This window comes from Gemella sp. GH3 (assembly GCF_013415425.1).
Taxonomy (GTDB): Bacteria; Bacillota; Bacilli; order Staphylococcales; family Gemellaceae; genus Gemelliphila.
On sequence record NZ_JACBYC010000099.1, the window covers coordinates 17,785 to 40,217 of the forward strand.

The window sequence follows — 22,433 nt, forward strand, 5'->3', positions numbered from 1 at the left end:
TTAAATTCTAGAAATATTACCCTCTAGTTTTTCCACCAGCTACATTATAAGTAACTCCATGTATATAACTAGCTCTATCACTAGAAATATACGCTACTAAATCTGCTACTTCTTGTAGTTTACCATCTCTTCCTAAAGGAGTTGTTTTGGTATTAGTGTACCCTTCTCTTAATTTATCAACTGTAATATTTCTTGTATAGGCTAAAGCCTCTTCGTATGCAAGTGTTCTTAATCCTGTTGCTTCTAGTATTCCTGGAGCAACACCTACAACTCTTACTCCATATTTTCCTAATTCTTTAGCCCACGATCTAGTAAAGGAATTTATAGCATTTTTACTAGCTGCATAAATACTTTGTCCCTCAGATCCTTCTAGTCCAGACTCTGAAGACATATTTACCATTACTCCTGAACCTTTTTCAACAAATATTCTTCCTACTGCTTGAGCTGCCAAATAAACACCTCTAACATTTATATCCATTACTCTATTATAGATACTATCGTTCAATTCATACTTCCCTTTTGGATTATCTTTATCTACTAATAAAGTAGGTATATTTATTCCTGCATTGTTTATTAGAACATCTACTGTTCCAAAGTTATCAACAGTGAAGTTAACCATATTTTCAACTTCTTCCCTATTACTTATATCACACTTAAAGTATAGTAATTTAGGATTTTCTGATTTTTCTTCAACTATATCACTGACAACAACATTACAACCTTGATTCAAAAATTCATTAACTACAGCTTTTCCTATTCCTGATACTCCTCCGGTTACAATAACAGTTTTTCCTTCTAAGTTTAACCAATTAGCCATTATTTCTACCTCTACTTCTCTATTTTAATTACAGTTCCTATATTAATATTAGGACACGGCTTATTCTCAACAACAATAGAACCTGGTAAAACTTCAGTTTCTCCTGTAAAGTTTATAGTTATATGCCCTAATGTAATTAAATTTTGTTCTGCAATATCTCCAACCAACATTATTTCAAAAACTTCATCATCTATAATTAATTTCTGTCCTACTTCTATTTTTTCTACAGTATTTTTCACATCTATGCTGTAGCAATAATCTTTCAAAGTATCTGGTGCACTATCTCCAAATGTTATCAACATTTTGTTGCCAAACTCCCCTACTAATGCTCCCTTTCCTTTTACACTATTCTCATATACTATCATACTAAAACCTCTATAAAATTAATATAATCCAAAACTTGCTAGCCAAGCTGCAATTACTCTAGGCACTCCAATTATAAATCTAGAGTACAGAACAGATACAACCCCTACTTCTACAGTTTCTGGTTCTGCTTCTGCTAATCCCAATCCTACAGGAATAAAATCACAAGCACATTGCGTATTAATTGCAAAAAGTGCTGGCAATGCTAAACCAGGTGGTATATTACCTTTTCCTATTTCCACACCAATCAAAGTACCTATTATTTGAGCAATAACAGCACCTGGCCCTAATAAAGCTGATAAAACAGGTATTGAACAAACAAATCCTAAAATAACAAGACCATAAATATTACCTGCTAACGGAGTAAGAAGTTTGGCAAACCAATTACCAAAACCTGAACCTTGAATTATACCTATAAGCATAGCTACAAACGCCATAAAAGGTAAAATTGTTGTTATCATTGATTGTACAGCATCTCTTGCTGATTGATATAACGTATTAACAACTTTTCCAGCTCCCATTCCTACTTTTTGAATAATTGATGATTTAGAATTTTCTGCTAAAGTTTGAGAAACTTTTTTATCTGCACTATATTTAAATTTGCGTTCTTCATTATCAACATTTTCTTTTGTAGGAATTTCATTTTCCACACTATCTACTGAACTAATTTGATCTAAACCTACTGCTGATACATAAATATCTTCTTTTATAAATTTAGCTAGTGGTCCACTTGGTCCGACTGGCATTATATTAATTGTAGGTATTCTTTTTTGCGGATAAATTCCACAGCGTAAAGTTCCTCCGCAATCTATAATCGCCAAAAATATTTCGTCATCTGATACAGACGTTTTAAAACCATTTACTGCTTGACAACCAGTAAGACTTACTATCTTCTCAACAATCTCTGGCTCTGCTCCCCCACCTGTTATATACAGAAGAACATCTTTTCCTTTTTTAGGTGCTACTACCAAAGGTCCTCCAAAACCTCCGCTACCTTTTTCTATTCTTATACTACCATATTCCATATTATTCGCCTCCTATTATTTAGAGTGTACTTCATTACTCAAAGTAATACCTTGTTGTTTCATAACTATTTTTGTTGTAAAATCTGTTACCCAACCTGCAAAAAAGTTCATAACTAATCCTACAAGCAAATATCTAAGACCCAATGACGTAACATTAAGACCTAATTGTTGAATACCATTTGCTATACCTAAATATATAAATATTTCTCCAACATTAATGTGTGGAAATATACCACTATTAGTATGACAATGGTAAGATGCTGATGCATAGTAACTAGGCTTCATACGTTCTGGTAAAAATTTACCCATAGAAAGTGCCATAGGGTTACCTAGCATAAACGCAGATAAAAACGGTAAAATTCCATACGCTAAAATAACATTTTTTGAACAAATTTTAGCAAAGTTATCAACTCTTTGCGGTCCTATAAAAGCAATTAATGCATTCATAAAAACTAAAAGTAGTAAAACTTTAGGTATAATACCTGTTACCCAACTTACAAATACCTTTCCTCCTTCATCGAATAATGAAGTAAATCCTGATGCTAAATGAACTATATAATCCATAAAATATCCTCCTTTGATTTATATTAATTTTAATTTTTTTGTTAACTTAACTAATGGGCTATCTGGGATAGGAATTTCTTCTCCTCTTGAAACTGTTTTGAAGTTCAAAACCCCATCCAACACTGCACTAGTCAAAGATTTAGACAAATTAATTGCCTTGCAATCTCTAACATTAATAGTTCCTACTTTAATTCCATTGAAGTAGTCAAATTTCTTAAATCTGGCTAACACAGTTACTCCTTGCATTGCATATCCTTCCAACACTTTATCATTAGAATCTATAGCGAGCATAACTATTGCTCCTGCCCTTGCCAAACCTTTCTTTCGACCAATAACTACTCGACCTTTTGAACGCAGTTTTCTATAATTTTTTGTGAAATTTTGCATTTGTATATAACTAAAGAAATATTGCAAAACAAATGCTAATAATATTATTAATCCTACAGCTAAAATATTCATACGTCCTCCTTATCTATATAAATTAGTATTTTTTATAAAATAATTTATAAAATCTTTATAATTTTCCACTTTTACTATCTCATCTAATAATTTTGTATCTTTCATAATATCTATAAGCTCATCATAAGTTTTAACTAATAACATAGAATTAGAGCTATTTTCTGGAATTGCTGCTAAAAATATAATTTTCAAATCTTTATTATCTGCAAATCCATCTTTACTTATACCTATAGCTATTAAAAGCTTATCCTCAAACTTATAATTGAACGTATGAGGAAACGCAATATTTTTAGAAAATATCATAGAAGACTTCTTGCCGCGTTCTATAATTCGATCTAGAAATTTGTCATCTACCAATGATTTATTAGAAAGAATTTCTATCATATCATAAAGATTTTCAGTATAACTCTTTGTACTATCTGCAATAAAGAATGTTTCTTCTGAAATAGAACTAAGTAGTATAGATTCCATTCCCCTAATAAGTGGCATATTCATCTTTCCTATATACTTTAGAAAATTAATTTCTTTGCTTAAATAATCCAAGTCTAAAATTTCATTTTGTAAAATTACAGAAGTCTTAGTTTTAAAATCCATTTTTATAGTAGATATTATTAGCGTATAATAATCTAAATCTTTTTCCTCATAGGGTGTAGCTACATCAATAAGTATATCTCTTGTGAACAAACTTTTTATTTGTCTTACAATTAGCTCTCTAAATGCTGGACCAGAATTTGTAATAACTAAAACACTTATATTTTCTGCTTCAAAATTTATTTTGCTAATAAATGTTTCAAAATAAATGGATAAATAACATATCTCATCTTCTGATATAATATATCCATACTTATCTTCTATAACCTTACTTGCTATTTGTGCAATCTTATAAGACATTAAATATTTTTCTTTTATCATTTCCTTCATGTTATTTTTATAACGTATACCGTATCTTTGGCGTTGCATCAAAAAATAAATATGATAAATAAATTCTTCCATTATTTCTGAAATATCTATATCTATACCGTATTCTTCTCTTATTTTAGTAAATATATCTTGCACTAAAAAACTATATTTCTCATAATAATATGGTGATATATTATTCTTATTAATTTTTGTAGGAACATTCATAGTAGCAAAACAAATAGTCACAAATTTCTTATCATCTATAGAAAGTTCAATATCGTATTTTTTATAAATATAACTAAAAATATCGTCAATAAAATCACTAACATAAAAATCTAATAGTTCTTTATATTCTTCGTTGGCAAGATTAAGTTTAAAATCATTAGCAGTTCTGTCTATTGATACAGTTAAGTACTTTATAAATTCTGATTTTATTTTAAAATCTATATCATAGTTTATTAATAATTGGTCTATGTACTGTAAATCTTCAACACTAAAAATATTCTCTTTGTATTGATAGTTGTATATATTTGATAAGATAAATAGACGAATATCCTTTTCAGTACCTTGTAATTTTATACCTTTATTAGATCTACCTATAATACTCAAATCGTAGTCAACTATTATACTTTTCAACTTTTTTATATCATTATTTAATGTTGTTCTACTTACCATCATTTCAAAAGCTAAATCATCTATTAAGTAACTTTTCTTACTTTCAATTAACTTTTTAAAAATATATACAAGCCTTACTTTACTAGAATCAAAATTGGTATACATTTCATATATTTTACTTTTAATCTTTATGTATTCTTCTATATTTATAATATATAAAGTATAATTTAATTTATCTTGTTTAATATATGCTACACCTTGAAACATATGATTTAAATCTTTAATTTCGTTTTGAATTGTTTTTAAACTAACCTTTAGTACATCTATTAAATATTTCTCTTGAACAGAAAAACTTTCTTCTAAAATATTAAGTATTTTCAAGGTTCTATTATCATAGTTAAATATTTCCAATTATTACCTCACCACCTATAACTATTATAATAAATTTTGTTGATATAATTAATACAGTTTTTTTCTCAAATTAAGAAATTTATTAAGTTAATATAACAAAAAAAGAAGATATAAAATTATTAACAATTTTATATCTTCTTTAAAACAGTTATTTAACGTGATTATTAAACAACTATGCTACTGATGTTTTAGGTAATATTTTCCTATTGCCTTTACGATTTACATCATTTTTTAGAGTATTAATTTTTAGATTTTCATATGAACTGTTTTCAAAACTGAATACATCTTCTTTATTTTTGCTTGATTCATTTATGTCTGCTTTGTTACTTTCAATATTATTTTTCAATGAATTATTCATCTTGAACAACTTGTTATCTTCAAACAATTTTGCAAAATCTAATAATACTTTGTCCATTCCCCAAGCAGCATTTAGCATAACTCCTAAATATAAGTTATCATTAGTTACATATACAGGAAGAGTAATTGCTGGTTCTCCTGTTAAATTAGCTACTTGTGTAAATGGTGTTCTTTTCAACATAGGTTCCCATTGTTTTAATAATAACGATAGTCTTTCCTCTTCAGAAAGATTTTCTATATTTAACATATTTATTCTATCAGCGCTATCTATATAATCATCTGTTATTAAAGGTGCCGTTTGAGCAGTAGTAGGTGTTAAAAATATAGAATATTTCTTATGGAATTTCTCCATAGTTAGTTTATATTGCTCAACATTAGACCATACCACATTAGCCATTTCTCTTAATTTAGATTTACTTAAATCTCTATTAGTAACATACAGCGCCCACACTAAAGGATCAACATTATGTTTTGTTAAATTTTTACTAGCCAATGCCTTCTCCAAATTCCCTACAAGTCCGCCATTAAAAATAGATAAAACAGTATAATCTTGCATTATTAATCTACCCTCAATAGGATTATCTACTTCTTCTACATCAAAACCTTTCTCTTTCAGAAATTCTACAGTATTTAAAACAGCTTTTTTTGCATCTAAACTAACTTCTGTTCCCATTGGAGATTTTAAAGTATATCCTATTTTTAATTTTTTTATATCCTTTATTTCCTCTAAATTATAACCTGGTTTTTTCAATGATTCTAATAATGCAATAGTATCAGAAACATCTTTCGTTATAGGAAAATGTGATACAATTGATTTTGAATCTTTTTTGTTATTATCTGTTAATCCTCTACTAGTTTTTAAACCTATAAGACCATTCCAAGCTGCTGGTATCCGAATTGATCCCCCTGCATCACTAGCGCTGGCTATAGGTGTCATACCTACAGCAATACTTACAGCAGATCCTCCAGAAGACCCACCAGCATTATAGTCTTTATTATGAGCATTTTTAGCAACTCCATATAGCTCTGAGTCTGTAATATTTCGCAGTGCCAATTCTGGATAATTTGTTTGACCTAAAATTATAAATCCTAATTGTTTAAATTTTTTGGCATAAGTTCCATCAGTTTTTGATAACGGCTTCCCTTTATTTATAATTAGTCCATTAGTATTTTCGCCTCCTGAAACTGTATGACCAATTCCTTTTAATAATAAAGGAACACCTAAAAATTTCTGTCCTGTATCTTCTAGAGCATCAGCTTCTTCTAATGCTAGTTCTTTTCTAGTGATAATTACCGCATGGTAATCTTTATTTTCTTCTATTATTTCATAAGCTAATTCTACTAACTCTCTACTCGTAACTTGTTTTTCCCTAACTAATTCTGCTAATTCCAAAGCTGTTTTAGTTTTATATTCTTCTTTAGTTAACTTCTTTACAGAAGATGTGGCTCCATTATTTTCAAAGTTTATTATATTTTTTTCATTATTGATGTTTGTAACATTTTTTTCATCTATATTATTAGCCAAAGTAACTGTACTAATATTAAACATTACCATTAAAGTAACTATAATTTTAAATTTATTTTTCATTTTTCTTTGATTCTCCCTCGTTAACCTAAATTAAAACTCTAATAAATACTTATATAATCTATACAGTTATAGATTATACCATAACTGTAAAATTTATTGATATATTTTGATTGAAACGTTTTTATAATAAATTATTACTGCATACATTTTTTAATTTTAAATCTTGTATAGTATTTTACTTATCATTAATTATATTTAATGGTATAATTTAATATATATTTGAATTTTAGGAGGATTATATGACAAAAAATCATATAGCTATTATAGGTTTGTCTGTTATGGGAAGCAATCTTGCGTTGAATATGGCAGACAATAATTATAAAGTAGCTGTTTACAATCGTACAACATCTGTAATGGAAGAAATGATTAAAAATTCCCCTCATGAAAATATTGAAGGTAAAACTACTATAAAAGAATTAGTAGACAGTCTTGTAAAACCTAGAAAATTTGTAATAATGGTTAAAGCAGGCGCTCCAGTTGATGCAGTAATTGAACAATTACTAGAGTATGTTCAACCTGGAGATATTATTATAGATGGTGGAAATTCATTTTTCAAAGATACTCAAAGAAGATACGACTATCTATTAGAAAAAAATATTCACTTCTTTGGTGTAGGTATTTCAGGTGGAGAAGAAGGGGCACGTAGAGGGCCTGCAATTATGCCTGGAGGAAATGAAGAAGCATACAAAGAAATACAACCTATTTTAGAAGATATTTCTGCAAAAGTTAACAATATACCTTGTTGTAGCTACACTTCTACTGGAGGTGCAGGACACTACGTGAAAATGGTTCATAATGGTATAGAGTATGGAGATATGCAACTTATTTCAGAAGCATATACTATTTTAAAACATTTGGGTAATTTCTCTAACGAAGAGTTACAAAATATTTTTGAAAAGTGGAATAGCGAAGAATTAGAATCTTACTTAATAGAAATTACTGCTAACATTTTCAAAGTAAAAGCCCCTGATGCTACAGGTTATTTAATCGATAAAATTTTAGACAAATCTGGACAAAAAGGAACAGGAAAATGGACTACCGAACAAGCGGTAGATTTAGGAATAGATATATCTGTTATATCTAGTGCATTGAATGCAAGATATATGTCTAGCTTCAAGGAAGAAAGAATAAAAGCTGAAAAAGAATTTGGTCGTGAACCTTATGAATTATTTGCAGATAGAGAACAACTTATAAAACAAGTAAAAGAAAGTCTATTTACTGCTAAATTAATTGCATATGCTCAAGGATTCAAATTATTACAAGCTGCTGAGAAAGAATATAATTGGTCTTTTGACTATGCACAAATAGCAAAAATTTTCCGTGGAGGTTGCATTATACAAGCTAAATTACTACAAAATATAATTGAAGCATATAATAACAATCCTACGTTAGAAAATCTTATTTTTGATCCATTTTTCAAAGAAACTATACTTAAAAATCAACAAAGTCTAAGAGATACTGTTACTCTTGCTATTAAAAACAAAGTACCTGTTCCATCTCTTACTAATGCTATAACATATCTAGATGTTTATACTACAGCTAATAGTGGTGCAAATCTTATACAAGCTCAAAGAGATTACTTCGGAGCTCACACATTTGAAAGAACAGACAAAAGTGGAAAATTCCACTATGACTGGGTTGGAAACAATGAATAGTGCAATAACTATATTTGGAGGAAGCGGAGACCTTACATATCGTAAACTTTTACCCGCAATGTACAATCTTCACGTGCTGGGACAACTAGATAATAACTTTAAAATTATTGGCTTAGGGCGTAGAAATTACACTACAGAAGATTATATAGAAATAACCAGAGAATGGATGAAAGACTACTCTCGAAAAAAATATGAAGAGCAAACTTTCAACGAATTTGCTAAACGTATAATATATTTTAAAATAGACATTTCACTAGAAAGTGAATATAGTAGACTTCAAGATTTTTATATAGAAAATAATATTAAAAAACATATATACTATTACGCAGTAGCTCCATCAATGTTTCTAGAAATTACAAATGGATTAAAAAAATATTGTAGCGACAACGATGCAAAAGTAATCATCGAAAAACCATTCGGAGAAAATTTAGAAAATGCTACAGAATTAAACAGTAAACTAGCAGAATTTTTTGGACAGGATGAAATTTATCATATAGATCATTATTTGGGTAAAGAAATGATTCAAAATATTTTATCTGTTAGATTAAATAATGCTATTTTTAAAGGGATTTGGAATAAAGATTTTATAGATAGTGTCCAAATAACAGCAGCAGAAAGTGTTGGAGTAGAGACTCGTGCTGGTTATTACGATAAAAGTGGTGCTATGAAAGATATGGTGCAAAATCATCTACTACAAGTTTTGTCTATTGTAGCGATGGAAGAACCAAAAGGAAAAACAATGGAAAAAGAACAATTGGCTCTCCTAAAATCTCTAAAAAAAGTAGAAAATGTTGATGATAATTTGGTTATGGGACAATATGTTGGATATTTAGATGAACCTAACATAGATTCACAATCAAAAACTGAAACTTATGTAGCTATGAAAATAGAAATAGACAACGAACGTTGGCAAGGTGTTCCCTTCTTTATAAGAACTGGAAAAAAACTTGCAACACGTGAAAGTCAAATTATTGTGAAGTTCAAATCTAAAAATAATGCACCTGCAAATCTATTAATAATCAAAATTCAACCATCTGAAGGAATATTCCTAAAATTCAACGCAAAAAAACCAGGAACAGATAATGATATTCAAGAAGTTTCTATGGATTTTTGTCAGAGCTGTATTTTAGAAAATAGAATGAATACTCCTGAAGCATACGAAAGATTACTGAGAGCTTGTTTTATAGGTGATAGAATCCTATTTTCAAAATGGGATCAAATTGTTGCTTCTTGGAATTATATTGATAATTTATTAAACAAATATAAAGAATCGTCTTCTAAGCTTTACACTTATGAGCAAGGAAGTATGGGACCAAAAGAAGCTAATAGACTTACAGATTGGATTTTAGATTTAGAATAAAAAGATGTTTGAAGCTTAGCTTCAAACATCTTTTTATTTTTTCTTCAATATCCCGAATAATCCACGAACTATTTCTTTACCTATGGTATTAATTAGTGTATTAGCTGTTTTTTCAAATTGTGATTTTCTAGGTCGTCCCGGGTTAGATGCTGTTTTAGGTGTTTTATTTATGTCTTTTTCTACCTTTTTCTCTTCAACCGTATTATTATTAAATTCTACTTTATTAAGTAATATTTCATAAGCTGACTCTCTATCTATTGAATTACGATATTTTTCATCATAAGGTGAATTGCTTATAAGATTTTTATATTCATCTTCTTGTAGTGTACCCATATAAGATTCTGGAGGTCTTATATATGCTTTTTCGACAATTTCTGGTTGTCCATCTTCATTCAAACAAGACACTAATGCTTCCCCTACTTTTAACTCTGTTAATACAGAGTTAGTATCGAATTTAGGATTAGCTCTAAATGTAGAACTTGCCAATTTGACTGCTTTTATCTCTTTTGGAGTGTAAGCCCTTAGTGCATGTTGTATTCTATTACCTAATTGTCCTAAAATATTCTCTGGGATATCTACTGGATTCTGTGTAACAAAATAAATTCCTACTCCTTTGGATCTTATTAATCTAACTACTTGTTCAACTTTTTCTACAAAAGCTTTAGGTGCATCATTAAATAATAAGTGTGCTTCGTCAAAGAAAAATACCATTTTAGGTTTTTCTAAATCCCCAACTTCTGGTAATGTTTCAAATAATTCTGATAAAAACCATAATAAAAATGTCGAATATAACTTAGGAGAGTTAAACAATTTTTGTGTCATAAGAATATTAATATATCCTTCACCTTCATTAGTAGTTTGAATAAAATCACTCAATTCTAAAGATGGTTCACCAAAAAATTTATCTCCACCCTGATCCTCTAGTATTAATAGATTTCTCTGTATTGCTCCTATAGATTGCTTAGTAATATTTCCATACTTTTGACTATATTCTGAACTATTTTCTGAAATATGTTGTAATAAAGATTTTAAATCTTTTAAATCAATTAATAATAATCCTTTATCATCAGCTATACGAAACGCTATATTTAAAATTCCTGTTTGTGTCTCATTAAGTTCTAATAATCTTGATAAAAGCATTGATCCCATTTCTGAAATAGTTGCCCTTACTGGATGTCCATTCGTTCCAAAAACATCCCACAGTCTCACTGGATATTCTTGATTTATATAATCATTAAGCTCTAAGCTAGACACTCTTTCTGCGACCTTACCTTCTAATACTCCGGCTTTACTTAAAGTAGCTAAATCTCCTTTAATATCTGCCAAGAATACTGGAACTCCAGCTTTACTAAGTTGTTCTGTTAAAACTTTTAATGTTATAGTTTTTCCCGTACCCGTAGCCCCTGCTATTATTCCATGACGATTAATTTTATTAAGATACATCACTATATCTTTATGTTCTGTTTTTGCAATCTTTATTGTTGTCATAAAATTACCTCTTAATAATTTAAATTCTACACTTATTATACAAAAATAATTTAATTGTGCATAATAAAACTATTTATTTTTATAACATCTATATGGCAAAAATAATTTTGCCATCTTTGATATTGTTATAAGTAATTTGAATTTGTATAATAAAATTATAATCAAATTAATAAATAAAAAGGAGAATACAAATGAGTAACAAAAATACTAATATTAAAGTTCTTATTCAAAAACTAGGGACATCTCTTTCTAGTATGGTAATGCCAAATATAGGTGCTTTTATAGCATGGGGACTGATAACGGCATTATTTATACCTAAAGGTTTTTTCCCTAATGAAAATCTTGGTAAATTAGTTGATCCTATGATTAATTACCTATTACCACTATTAATAGCATATACTGCTGGATTTAATATTCACGCTATGCGTGGTGGGGTAACCTCTGCAATAGCTACTATGGGGGTTATAATCGGTGCTGCTGGTACACCTATGTTTCTAGGAGCTATGATAATGGGACCTATTGCTGCTATTTGTATGAAAAAATTTGACGAAGCAATTCAACCAAAAATTCCTACAGGTTTTGAAATGCTTATAAATAATTTTTCACTAGGTTTTATGGGATTCTTCTTATCAATAGGTGGTTTTTATGGAATAGGTCCTGTCGTTAAGGCTATTACTTCTGCACTTGGTAAAGGAGCTGATATAATTATTAATGCAGGCTTATTACCATTAGCTAATATATTTATAGAACCTGGAAAAATATTATTCTTAAACAACGCAATTAATCACGGTATCTTAACACCACTAGCTACTATTCAAGCACAGGATACTGGAAAATCTATGCTATATTTATTAGAAGCTAACCCAGGTGTTGGATTAGGTATTCTATTAGCATATATGGTATTTGGAAAAGGTAGTGCTAAATCTTCTGCTTACGGAGCGGGTATTATCCACTTCTTTGGAGGTATTCATGAAATATACTTCCCATATATACTTATGAAACCTTCTTTAATTATAGCTGCAATAGCTGGAGGTGTAAGTGGTACTGCTACATTCCAACTTCTTGATGCTGGTCTTCGATCTACTGCATCTCCTGGTAGCATTATAGCAATATTTGCTCAAACAGCTCAAGACAGTTATTTTGCTGTAGCGGCAGGTGTTCTTGTATCTGCTTTAGTTACATTTATTGTCGCTAGTATTATTCTAAGAAATGATAAGTCTTCTGACGGTAATATAGAAGAAGCTCAAAAACAAGTTCAAAATATGAAGTCAGAATCTAAAGGAAAAGAAATCGTTGTTGATAACTCTAATTCTATAGACTACAAAGAAGTAGAAAAAATTATATTTGCTTGTGATGCTGGAATGGGAAGTAGTGCTATGGGAGCTTCTATTCTTCGTGAAAAAATAAATAAAGCAAAAATTGATTTACCTGTAACAAATATAGCTATTAGAAATCTAGAAGCTAATGAACGTGCAATTATAGTAACACAAAATGAACTTACTCCTAGAGCTCAAGGAATGAATAAAAAAGCTATTCATATTTCAGTTGATAATTTCTTAAGCTCACCTAAGTATGATCAAATAGTTAATGATTTGTTGAACAAAGAAAATAACAACGAAGAAACTATAGAAAAAACAACTACTTTAAATAATGAAAAAATAGAAAATATAAAAGATATAGTTATTTTCGAAAATAATCATATTAATAAAAAAGATATGGCACAAGCAGTTCTAAAATATAAATTATCTAAGGCTAATTTACAAATAAACATTAAAAATGTAAATTTAGAAGACATTGCTAATAACGATGATACTTTAGTAATTTTAGAAGATTCAATAGTACAAACAGCAAAACAAATAAATAATAATGTAAAATATTACCCAGTTAGTGATTTATTAGAAGAAGCTGAATATGATAAATTGTTAAAAAAACTTAAATAAATGACATTATAGGGTAGCAGCCAAATTAATAAAAATTTTCTTTGCTCCTATCCTATTTTTTGCTTTAAGTTAGAATATTTTTACTAAAGTATGATAAAATTAAATAAAAACTAAAGGAGTATTAACATGATAATAAGTGAAAAAGAAAAAATTATTTTGAATGTATTATTAAAAAGTAATACTCCTCTTACTATAAAAGAATTAGCTAAACTATCAAAAATTAAAGAACGTACTCTTTACCGAGAAATAAAAAACCTAGACGTGTTTTTGAAAAATAATAATTTAGAATTATTAAAAAATAAATCTAAATACAGTATAGAGGGGGATAAAAGTGTAATAGATAGTTCTATTCTAGACATACCTATTGAACAAGCCTACTCTCAAGATACAAGAATCAATCTTATTTTATGCACTTTATTATTGTCAAAAGAAACATCTATAAAAGAGTTGTCCGAGAAACTTTTTATTAGTTACAATACAGTAGCAACTGTAATAAACACTACCGAGCAAATATTAAAAGATTATAAAATAATTTTAACCAGAAAAAAAGGTCAAGGAATAACTTTAGAAGGTTTAACAGTAGATAAAAAAATTTTATTACTATCTATACTTTGTAATGAGATAAACGACGAAGAATTTTTCTATATTATCAATAATATTAACTACTATAGCGCTAATCCGTTCATTAAGTTTATAGACGTTCATTTTATTAGAGAGATATTCTTACAAAATAAAGAAATTAGTGTATTTACAACTTATACAGATTCTAGCATTAAAAAAATTTTAATAGCAATCAATATAACTTTACTAATAGATTATGATACTAAACTTTCTGATAGCCAAATATCTTCTAATACTGAGCAAAAAAATATTCAAGAATTGATAGATATATTGTCATATCATAACAAAATATTCACTACTGATTATTTCAAAAATTATATGACAAACATCTTAAAGACTTGTAAACTTATAGAGCAAGTAACTTACGTAAATGATAAATATTCATATACACTAATATTCAAAGTACATACTTTAATAAAGAATATTAGCAAAAAAAGTAATATAGATTTCTCAAAAGATGTTAACTTAGCTAATGGATTAATTGCTCATATAGAATCTGCAATCAAAAGATATCAGTTAAAATTAGTAGAAGAAAATAATGATTTACAAGCATTTGTATTAAAAAATTACAATGAATTATATTTATTAGTAAAATCAGAATTATTAAATATTTTTGATGAAATAAACTTTGATAGTACAGAGTTAAGCTATATAGTTATTCACTTCGCATCAAGTTACGAGCAAATTTATCGTGAAAATTTCGTAAGAGCGCTCGTTGTTTGTTCTAGTGGTATCGGTAGTTCTAAAATACTAGGTAGTCTTATTAGGAAGAATATACCTGAAATAAAAAATATAGAATACTCTACACCTTTAAAATTAAATGAAGATATTAAAAAAAATTATGATATTATTATCTCAACTATAAAACTAGCTGATAATATTGATTACATATTAATACCTACTATCTTACAAGAAAAAGATGTTGATAATATTAGAAAAAAACTTCTGTCTACTAGAAGTTTTAAAAAACATACTTATACAGGCTATGACAAAGAATATACTGATCTTTTAGAAATAGATACTATTATTAATAACACGACTATATTAAAAGATATCAAAAATACTGAAGATACTTATGAAATATTAAATCTAGCTTTGTCTTTTCTTCCAAAACAAGATAAAGAAAATATTATTGATAAATTAATTGAACGACATAAAAAAAGTTCAATAGTCATACCAGAAACTAATATGGCTCTATTTCACACTTTAGATAACTCATTAATAGAGCCACATATTATAATATGCCCATTAAAAAATCCAATAAATATGATTAATGCACTGGATAACAATGAATTGGTCACTCATTTATTTATTATGATTAGTCCCGACAAAAGAACATTTACAGATTTATTAGGACAAATTAGTATAGCTATACTAGAAGATAGAGGTCTTAAATATACAATAGAAAGCAATAATATAAATTTTATAAAAACAAAATTAGAATTAATAATGACTAAATATTTATTAATTCAAAATATAAACTAAGGAGTTTACTATGTTACTAACAGAAAAAGATATATTACTAAATCAAAAATTTTCATCAAAAGAAGAAGCTATAAAAAAAGCAGGAGAAGTTCTTGTTAAAAATGGATATGTTGATAATGATTATATTCAGGCAATGCTTGATAGAGAAAATATCGTTTCAACATATATGGGTAATTTTATAGCTATACCTCACGGAACAGATGAAGCAAAAAAATCAATAAAAAATACAGGAATATCTATTATTCAAGTACCTGAAGGAGTATCGTTTGCAACACCAGAAGATAACGATGATAAGTTAGTATTTTTAATATTCGGTATAGCCGGTAAAGACGGAGAACATTTAGACTTACTATCAAAAATAGCTATTTTCTGTTCTGAACAAGAAAATGTAGTAAAATTATATAATGCAAAAACTAATGAGGAAATAATAAATTTATTATCAAAATAATTGGAGGCACAATATGAAGAATTTACATTTTGGAGCAGGAAATATCGGACGTGGATTTATTGGAGAATTATTAAACAAATCAAATTATCACGTTACTTTCGTTGATATCAATGAAAGTATTGTCAATAATCTAAAAGAAAGACAAAATTATACTATTAAAGTTTTAGATGAAAATATCGAGGAAATATCAATAAATAATTTTGATGCTATAAATATCTCAACAGAGAAAGAAAGATTAACTAATTATATTAACGAAGTAAATCTTATTACTACGTCTATAGGACCTAATGTTCTACCTATAATCGCAAAAGATATTGCACAAGGTCTTAAACTTAAAGTAAAATCTAATAACACTAACTTATTAGATATAATAGCTTGTGAAAATATGATTGAAGGGACTACATTTTTGAAAAATGAAATTTTTAATCATTTAACTGAAGTAGAAAAAGATTTCATTAATAAATATGTTGGATTCCCTAATTCAGCAGTAGATAGAATAGTACCTGCTCAACAGCATGAAGATGTTCTCTTAGTAGAAGTAGAAAAATTCTGTGAATGGGTAATTGAAAAAGATAAAATAAAATTTAAAGACAATCAAAATATAGATGGTGTAACATATGTAAGTGATTTGGCACCATTTATTGAAAGAAAATTATTTACTGTAAATACAGGGCACGCCGCTCTAAGCTATGTAGCAAATTACAAAGGATTAAAACTAGTTTCTCAAGGTGCTATCAACGAAGAAGTTAGAGAACATTTTATCAATGTTCTAAAGGAAACTAGCGAATTGTTAATCAAAAAATGGAACTTTTCTAAAGAAGATATGGATTTATACAGAGAAAAAACTATTAAAAGATTTGAAAATAAATTAATAGTTGATGATGTTGCTAGAATTTGTAGAACTCCTATTAGAAAACTAGGATATAACGAAAGATTTATTAAACCTATTCGTGAATGTGAAGAACTTTGTATATCTTATAATTCGCTTGCAAAAACGTGTGCTTACATATTAAAATTCAAAGATAGTAACGATGAACAAGCTGTCAAACTTCAACAACTACTAAAAGAAAAAACTATTAAAGAAGTAATTGCAGAAGTTACTGAATATAATAATGATAACTTATTAAATATAGTAGAAAATTCTTATAACAATTTATAAATTAGAAAAAAGACGGTAACTTTAACCGTCTTTTTTATTCCCACATTTACATAATAAATAATTTATATTATTGATAAAATAAATATAAGACAACAAAAGTAAATAAAAGATACACTTGCTTCAAAGAATTTACATAGAACATTCTAATCACCTTGTTCTACCTTCTTTTCACATAGTAATAGTCTATAGAATTATAATCAAATAAGCCCTATACCAATTAAAATACTAAAAAAAGCTTGTATCTTTAATTTCATATAATCATATCTACCTTGATTATTTTTTCTATTATGACATTTCATATAGCCAGTCGTTTCTAGATTACTTTTTATATTCTAACATAAAAAACCTTACATTAAAAATTAAATATTAATGCAAGGTTATTTTATTTATTATGCAGGAATTACTGCCCCTTTATATTTTTCTCTTATGTAATTTTTTGTATCTTCACTTTGTAGATATTCTAGAATTTTTTTCGTTACTACTTTATTTTTATCTCCTTCACGAACTACAAGAATGTTAGCGTAAGGATTGTTATCTGCACTTTCCACTACCACAGAATCATTTACAGGACTAATTTTCGCATCAACTGCAAAGTTAGAGTTAATAGAGATTAAATCTCCCTCGTTATTGTTGTAATATTGAACCATGATAGCTGGATCATTTTCGTAATTAAATTTCAAGTTTTTAGGATTTTCTGCTACGTCATCAAATGTTGCAGTAATTATATCTACTCCATCTTTAACTTTTACTAAACCATTATCTTGTAATAATTTTAGTACTCTTCCCCATTCTGCTTTGTTGTTACTAACTAATACTGTTGCTCCATCAGATAAATCTGATAAATTTTTTACTTTTTTAGAATATAATCCTATTGGTTCAATATGCACTGAACCTGCATCTTCTATTTTATATCCATTTTCTTTTATTGAATTATTCAAAAATGGTACGTGTTGGAAATAATTTAAATCTATTTCTTTTTCTGCTAAGTTTTTATTAGGTAAATAATAATCTTGATAAGTTACTATATCTAATTTAATACCTTCTTTTTCTAATTTAGGTGCAATGTATTCTAGTAATTCTGCATGCGGAACGTTCGTTGCTCCAATTTTTACAGTTACAGGTTTATTAGGATCTAAACTTTCTACCTCAATACCACCTTTATTGCTACTACTTGAAGAAGAACACCCTATAAGAGTAAATGTTAATATAAATGCTGTTGCTAATGCTAATAATTTTTTCATATTTTATTTCCTTTCTTAATTACATTATTTTTGAGTAGATATTTGTTTGTGCAAAAATAAAACACCCCTACTCTCCTAAGAGAATAAGGGTGAAATTAATTCCACGGTACCACCTTAATTTTTTCACACAAAGTGTGAACTTAGCCACTGCTGATATACTATCTAGAATTTAAATACCAATAGTGTGTTGATAACGTAACACAAATCCGAAAAAAGCTCGTAAAACACTCACTCTTTTTGCCACTCAAACCATTTTCATAAATCCTCTACATTGTGTAATTTCAGCTACATACACTCTCTGTTAAATGATTAGATAAATTACTTATTTGAGCATCGGCCTCTTATATCTAACTTGACTATATATTATCATCTGAAAATATAAATGTCAATACATTTTTTCAAAAAATTTATAATTTTTTTGTTAATTATCATTTTTTTTATAATAAATTTACTGAAAATTCAGTTGAAAACAATTGCAAAATTATTTCTATATTTCCACTATCTTATCACACTGATTAGCTAACTCTCTGTCGTGTGTAACTATAATAATTGTTTTTCCATCACTTTGTAATTTTTTCAAGATAGAAAATACTACGTTACGATTTTCTGTATCTAATGAAGCTGTTGGTTCATCAGCTAAGACAATAGGTTTATTTTGTAACATTAATCTTGCTAACGCTACACGCTGTTGCTCTCCGTCACTCAGTTGATAAACTTTCGTTTTTAATTTATCTGCCAGTCCAACTTTCTCTAAAGCATTCTCTAATGTCATAATCTGCTCTTTTTTGTTACGAAATGAAAGTGCCAATAATAAATTTTTCTCGACTGTCCATTCATCAACTAAAGCAAAATTTTGAAAAAGAAAAGATACTATATTACGATGCAACTTCACATAATTATTTTTTACTACTTTTACATCTTTAACGAAGATGCTACCTTCATCTATCTTTTCTAATCCTCCTATCATATTAAGTAAAGTAGTTTTTCCTGATCCACTTACACCTACTATAGCGACACACTCTCCCTCGAAAATATCCACAGAAAAATTATCAAAAATTTTCTTGTCTTTAAATTTTTTGGTTACATTTTTTATACTAACAATAGCTTTCATATTTTATTATCTCCTTTAAAAGTCGTAGATATTATCAACGATGTTAATAGTGTAAAAATAGCTATAATCATTATTAATATAGTCGCTAATAAATCTACACCGTTAATATAATAATTAATTAGCAATCCTGCAAAAATAACACTTATAGTTGATATTACATATTCTTTATGCCTTGACAAGAAAGTATGACCCATAATGGTTTTGCAAAAAATTTCTTGTTTCTTCTCCTCTAAATATGACAACGTAGAAAACATCAGTAAATTATAATAAACTACTAATAGTGTGAGGCATGAACACATATAAATTATTATTTTGTTATAAAATTCTACTAATTCTTGCTCTAGTCCACCATAGATGTCAATAGTATTTCTAATATTACGATCCAAATCATATTTTATTGTCAACTGTGAAATAGCTTCTCCACTATTTGAAATAAAGATGTTTCCGTTACTATACCAAGCAGAAAATATATCAGAACCGAATTGTCCAAATGAAGCCATATTTCCTTTATTAAGAACTACATATATCGGAGCATTAAAAGTATGAAATCTATATCTACTAAATGAATCGGCATAAATAGGTACATTATACGCATTATATTTGATTAACTTTTTATTGTATGGCTGATTATTTCCATCTAAATTATTTTTTTTACTCTCTACCAAAACAGCTAATTTATCTATGTCTTCCTTTGTTAATGTCATATTGTTAGGTGCTATAATTATTAAATCATTTTTTTCCTGAGAAATATCTTCTGGATTAACTCCTTGTAATGTCAAATATCTAAAATAGTTATCATTAGTTAGTATAACTGGTTTCTCTTCACTAACATGCTTTATATATTCTTCATACCTATGCAAGAAGAAAGAATTCGTTCCATATAGTACAATTCTATCATAATTTTACAAAGTGAAGTTTTTTAATTTGTCTCCTAATTCTGACCAAGTTGTTTCACTACTATCCGCTATGCTAATTTTAGTAGAAACATATCCTTTAATATTAGAAAAATTCTTTATGCTTTCCCTACTACTAAGAAGATTATTATACTCTTGCTTCACACTCGTTGCAAAAAAATACCAAAACTATAGTAAACAAAATAATAGATGTTATATGAAATGGTTTTATAAACTTTACATTCTTTTTTCCCTTAATCATTGTAGGTATATCTACCATCGCAACAAATAATAATAACAGTGTATAAATAAACAAGATTAAAACGATGTAGACAATAAAAGATGCTAGACTAAATAATAAAAAATCTATAAATCTAATACCTTTTTTAACCAACAAATCAAAAATAACAAGTAGAGCTACATAAAAAAATAATAATTTTCCGAGAAAGACTATTTTTTCTTTAATCAATCTAGCTATTACATTAAGATTCTTATTTCCTATCATTTTTAAAATAGCTATTTCTTTGAAACGATTAAAAATTTCATAAAGAGATACGAAAATAAAAGTAATTAAAAAGAAAATCAATGAATATACTATAGGCGTAATAGAGTACTGTTGTTGAACATAATCTAAAATATCACTCTTAGATAGTCTTGGAGTTTTCTCATACACTAAACCTACTGAATTAAGAAAGTTAGATACTTGTTCTTCATTTATCGTCGAAGATTGAAACTGATAGAAACCCTCAACACCTTCTTTTTTACTATCCATAAATTTATAAACATTAATACTCAGACTATTAAACTTATTTATATTATCCGAGCTAAAATTTTGTGTATTTATCTTATCGTCATTTATATAGAATGTTTTTCTAAAAAGTTGATTATCAACAATATTAGCATAAATATCTTGATTATACTGACTTGATTCATCAATATTAGTAAATTGTCTATATACATTAATATTGTTTTCTTTTGAGTAATTTTCTATATTGGCCAAGATATTTTCTGTCGTATCATTACTATTTACACTTTTTACTGTAAACATAACACTAGGAGTATGATTAAAATATATTAACTCGTATTCTTCTTTTAGCAAGAAAAGAAAAATACTTAATAACAATACGAAGATAGATCCTATAACACCTAATAAAGACCAAATCTTTTTCATATTATCTTCCTTTCTAATAAAATAATCGAGGGAAAAGTTAAAAACTTCCCCTCCCTTCAATTTTATTATAGTACACATACCATAAAAGTCAATATTAAATATTATTGTTTTACAACAATATTCGGTTTATATACTAAAATAATAAGTGTACTATACCTCTAAAAATATAATACACCTATTAATTTATATTAATTTTTTTCAACAGCAATAACTTCTATTTCTATTTTTGCTCCTAAAGGAAGTGCAGAAACTTCGAACGCTGAACGAGCTGGTAAAACGTCATTAAATTGCTCAGCATAAATTTTATTAACTTCTGCAAAGTCATTTATATCAGATAGTAACACTAACGTCTTAACTATATGATTCATCGAACTACCAGCTTCTTCTAATACTGCCTCTATATTTTTGAAAATTTGTTTAACTTCTTCTAGAACGCCACCTTCTACTATTTTTCCAGTTTGTGGATCTATCCCTAACTGTCCCGAACAAAATATTAAATTCCCTACTTTATTTGCTTGTACATATGGTCCTACCGCTTTTGGGGCTTTATCAGTATTTACTTTTTTTATCATAAATCTTCTCCTAAATATAATTAATAACTTGTAATAAAATTATATATTATATTGTTAAGGGTTTCAACTATTAAAATTTATTATATTTTGTTATAATATTTTTTACTACTATACAATTTACAGGAGTATTTATGAAACGACATATTTCCAACTTTCTTATATACATCCAATTATGGACGTTATTTCTATC

Annotated in this window: 20 protein-coding genes; 6 read left to right on the top strand and 14 right to left on the bottom strand. The window is 27.8% G+C overall.

Going from position 1 to position 22,433, the window contains the following annotated elements; all coding sequences use genetic code 11:
- Window positions 1-16: 16 nt before the first annotated feature.
- From HZY83_RS03435 to HZY83_RS03465, 7 genes are all read right to left on the bottom strand, one after another.
- Window positions 17-817, bottom strand: a complete 801-nt coding sequence (locus HZY83_RS03435) for an SDR family oxidoreductase (protein ID WP_179942679.1) — start codon at window positions 815-817, stop codon at window positions 17-19.
- An 11-nt stretch (window positions 818-828) separates the two neighbouring features.
- Complete coding sequence (locus tag HZY83_RS03440; protein ID WP_179942680.1) at window positions 829-1,182, bottom strand: PTS glucitol/sorbitol transporter subunit IIA; 354 nt, start codon at window positions 1,180-1,182, stop codon at window positions 829-831.
- Window positions 1,183-1,200: 18 nt separating this feature from the next.
- A complete protein-coding gene (gene srlE, locus HZY83_RS03445; protein ID WP_179942681.1) occupies window positions 1,201-2,205 on the bottom strand; it encodes a PTS glucitol/sorbitol transporter subunit IIB in 1,005 nt (334 codons plus the stop codon).
- A gap of 15 nt (window positions 2,206-2,220) precedes the next feature.
- Window positions 2,221-2,769 (bottom strand): PTS glucitol/sorbitol transporter subunit IIC, encoded by a 549-nt coding sequence (gene srlA / locus HZY83_RS03450; protein ID WP_179942682.1) that lies wholly within the window; start codon window positions 2,767-2,769, stop codon window positions 2,221-2,223.
- 18 nt (window positions 2,770-2,787) lie between these two features.
- On the bottom strand, window positions 2,788-3,228 hold the full coding sequence (locus HZY83_RS03455; protein ID WP_179942683.1) for a transcriptional regulator GutM: 441 nt from the start codon (window positions 3,226-3,228) through the stop codon (window positions 2,788-2,790).
- A gap of 9 nt (window positions 3,229-3,237) precedes the next feature.
- Window positions 3,238-5,154 carry a BglG family transcription antiterminator gene (locus HZY83_RS03460; RefSeq protein WP_179942684.1) on the bottom strand — a complete coding sequence of 639 codons (1,917 nt, stop codon included), beginning with the start codon at window positions 5,152-5,154 and terminating at the stop codon, window positions 3,238-3,240.
- 172 nt (window positions 5,155-5,326) lie between these two features.
- Window positions 5,327-7,099, bottom strand: coding sequence for an amidase family protein (locus HZY83_RS03465; protein ID WP_179942685.1), 1,773 nt, complete (start codon window positions 7,097-7,099; stop codon window positions 5,327-5,329).
- A gap of 239 nt (window positions 7,100-7,338) precedes the next feature.
- Here HZY83_RS03465 and gnd point away from each other — a divergent pair, with 239 nt between their 5' ends.
- Window positions 7,339-8,754, top strand: coding sequence for a decarboxylating NADP(+)-dependent phosphogluconate dehydrogenase (gnd, locus tag HZY83_RS03470; protein WP_179942686.1), 1,416 nt, complete (start codon window positions 7,339-7,341; stop codon window positions 8,752-8,754).
- Window positions 8,696-10,114 carry a glucose-6-phosphate dehydrogenase gene (gene zwf, locus HZY83_RS03475; protein ID WP_228098452.1) on the top strand — a complete coding sequence of 473 codons (1,419 nt, stop codon included), beginning with the start codon at window positions 8,696-8,698 and terminating at the stop codon, window positions 10,112-10,114. The genes gnd and zwf overlap by 59 nt, the downstream gene beginning before the upstream one ends.
- Before the next feature lie 33 nt (window positions 10,115-10,147).
- On the opposite strand, the gene HZY83_RS03480 is transcribed toward zwf, so the two are convergent.
- Entirely contained in the window at window positions 10,148-11,602 is a 1,455-nt protein-coding gene (locus HZY83_RS03480) for a helicase HerA-like domain-containing protein (protein ID WP_179942687.1), read from the bottom strand.
- Window positions 11,603-11,793: 191 nt separating this feature from the next.
- On the opposite strand from HZY83_RS03480, the gene HZY83_RS03485 reads away from it, so the two are divergent.
- The 4 genes from HZY83_RS03485 (at window position 11,794) to HZY83_RS03500 (ending at window position 17,255) form a co-directional block, all read left to right on the top strand.
- Window positions 11,794-13,542 (top strand): PTS mannitol transporter subunit IIBC, encoded by a 1,749-nt coding sequence (locus tag HZY83_RS03485; protein ID WP_179942688.1) that lies wholly within the window; start codon window positions 11,794-11,796, stop codon window positions 13,540-13,542.
- 126 nt (window positions 13,543-13,668) lie between these two features.
- On the top strand, window positions 13,669-15,648 hold the full coding sequence (locus HZY83_RS03490; RefSeq protein ID WP_218925325.1) for a BglG family transcription antiterminator: 1,980 nt from the start codon (window positions 13,669-13,671) through the stop codon (window positions 15,646-15,648).
- A gap of 10 nt (window positions 15,649-15,658) precedes the next feature.
- Window positions 15,659-16,096, top strand: coding sequence for a PTS mannitol transporter subunit IIA (locus tag HZY83_RS03495; RefSeq protein ID WP_179942689.1), 438 nt, complete (start codon window positions 15,659-15,661; stop codon window positions 16,094-16,096).
- 13 nt (window positions 16,097-16,109) lie between these two features.
- Window positions 16,110-17,255, top strand: a complete 1,146-nt coding sequence (locus HZY83_RS03500; RefSeq protein ID WP_179942690.1) for a mannitol-1-phosphate 5-dehydrogenase — start codon at window positions 16,110-16,112, stop codon at window positions 17,253-17,255.
- 389 nt (window positions 17,256-17,644) lie between these two features.
- Here HZY83_RS03500 and HZY83_RS03505 read toward each other — a convergent pair whose 3' ends face one another.
- From HZY83_RS03505 to HZY83_RS03530, 6 genes are all read right to left on the bottom strand, one after another.
- Window positions 17,645-18,496: a MetQ/NlpA family ABC transporter substrate-binding protein gene (locus HZY83_RS03505; protein WP_179942691.1), complete on the bottom strand. Its 852-nt coding sequence runs from the start codon at window positions 18,494-18,496 to the stop codon at window positions 17,645-17,647.
- A gap of 487 nt (window positions 18,497-18,983) precedes the next feature.
- Complete coding sequence (locus tag HZY83_RS03510) at window positions 18,984-19,607, bottom strand: ATP-binding cassette domain-containing protein (RefSeq protein WP_179942692.1); 624 nt, start codon at window positions 19,605-19,607, stop codon at window positions 18,984-18,986.
- Window positions 19,604-20,467 carry a DUF1430 domain-containing protein gene (locus HZY83_RS03515; RefSeq protein ID WP_179942693.1) on the bottom strand — a complete coding sequence of 288 codons (864 nt, stop codon included), beginning with the start codon at window positions 20,465-20,467 and terminating at the stop codon, window positions 19,604-19,606. Before HZY83_RS03515 ends, HZY83_RS03510 begins: the two co-directional genes overlap by 4 nt.
- A gap of 42 nt (window positions 20,468-20,509) precedes the next feature.
- Window positions 20,510-20,665, bottom strand: a complete 156-nt coding sequence (locus tag HZY83_RS03520; RefSeq protein ID WP_179942694.1) for a hypothetical protein — start codon at window positions 20,663-20,665, stop codon at window positions 20,510-20,512.
- The gene (locus HZY83_RS03525; RefSeq protein ID WP_179942695.1) at window positions 20,649-21,671 is read right to left on the bottom strand and encodes a hypothetical protein; all 1,023 of its coding nucleotides are present in this window, start codon (window positions 21,669-21,671) and stop codon (window positions 20,649-20,651) included. The genes HZY83_RS03520 and HZY83_RS03525 overlap by 17 nt, the downstream gene beginning before the upstream one ends.
- Window positions 21,672-21,859: 188 nt before the next feature.
- Window positions 21,860-22,243, bottom strand: coding sequence for a RidA family protein (locus HZY83_RS03530; protein ID WP_179942696.1), 384 nt, complete (start codon window positions 22,241-22,243; stop codon window positions 21,860-21,862).
- Window positions 22,244-22,433 lie beyond the last annotated feature (190 nt).

Excerpts from the sequence above, each read along its gene's own strand:
- HZY83_RS03435 (WP_179942679.1), bottom strand. The coding sequence starts at position 817 with ATGGCTAATTGGTTAAACTTAGAAGGAAAAACTGTTATTGTAACCGGA.
- srlE (WP_179942681.1), bottom strand. The coding sequence starts at position 2,205 with ATGGAATATGGTAGTATAAGAATAGAAAAAGGTAGCGGAGGTTTTGGA.
- HZY83_RS03465 (WP_179942685.1), bottom strand. The coding sequence starts at position 7,099 with ATGAAAAATAAATTTAAAATTATAGTTACTTTAATGGTAATGTTTAAT.
- gnd (WP_179942686.1), top strand. The coding sequence starts at position 7,339 with ATGACAAAAAATCATATAGCTATTATAGGTTTGTCTGTTATGGGAAGC.
- HZY83_RS03530 (WP_179942696.1), bottom strand. The coding sequence starts at position 22,243 with ATGATAAAAAAAGTAAATACTGATAAAGCCCCAAAAGCGGTAGGACCA.
- HZY83_RS03440 (WP_179942680.1), bottom strand. The coding sequence starts at position 1,182 with ATGATAGTATATGAGAATAGTGTAAAAGGAAAGGGAGCATTAGTAGGG.
- HZY83_RS03490 (WP_218925325.1), top strand. The coding sequence starts at position 13,669 with ATGATAATAAGTGAAAAAGAAAAAATTATTTTGAATGTATTATTAAAA.
- HZY83_RS03485 (WP_179942688.1), top strand. The coding sequence starts at position 11,794 with ATGAGTAACAAAAATACTAATATTAAAGTTCTTATTCAAAAACTAGGG.
- HZY83_RS03480 (WP_179942687.1), bottom strand. The coding sequence starts at position 11,602 with ATGACAACAATAAAGATTGCAAAAACAGAACATAAAGATATAGTGATG.
- HZY83_RS03500 (WP_179942690.1), top strand. The coding sequence starts at position 16,110 with ATGAAGAATTTACATTTTGGAGCAGGAAATATCGGACGTGGATTTATT.
- HZY83_RS03510 (WP_179942692.1), bottom strand. The coding sequence starts at position 19,607 with ATGAAAGCTATTGTTAGTATAAAAAATGTAACCAAAAAATTTAAAGAC.
- HZY83_RS03495 (WP_179942689.1), top strand. The coding sequence starts at position 15,659 with ATGTTACTAACAGAAAAAGATATATTACTAAATCAAAAATTTTCATCA.
- srlA (WP_179942682.1), bottom strand. The coding sequence starts at position 2,769 with ATGGATTATATAGTTCATTTAGCATCAGGATTTACTTCATTATTCGAT.
- HZY83_RS03505 (WP_179942691.1), bottom strand. The coding sequence starts at position 18,496 with ATGAAAAAATTATTAGCATTAGCAACAGCATTTATATTAACATTTACT.
- HZY83_RS03455 (WP_179942683.1), bottom strand. The coding sequence starts at position 3,228 with ATGAATATTTTAGCTGTAGGATTAATAATATTATTAGCATTTGTTTTG.
- HZY83_RS03525 (WP_179942695.1), bottom strand. The coding sequence starts at position 21,671 with ATGAAAAAGATTTGGTCTTTATTAGGTGTTATAGGATCTATCTTCGTA.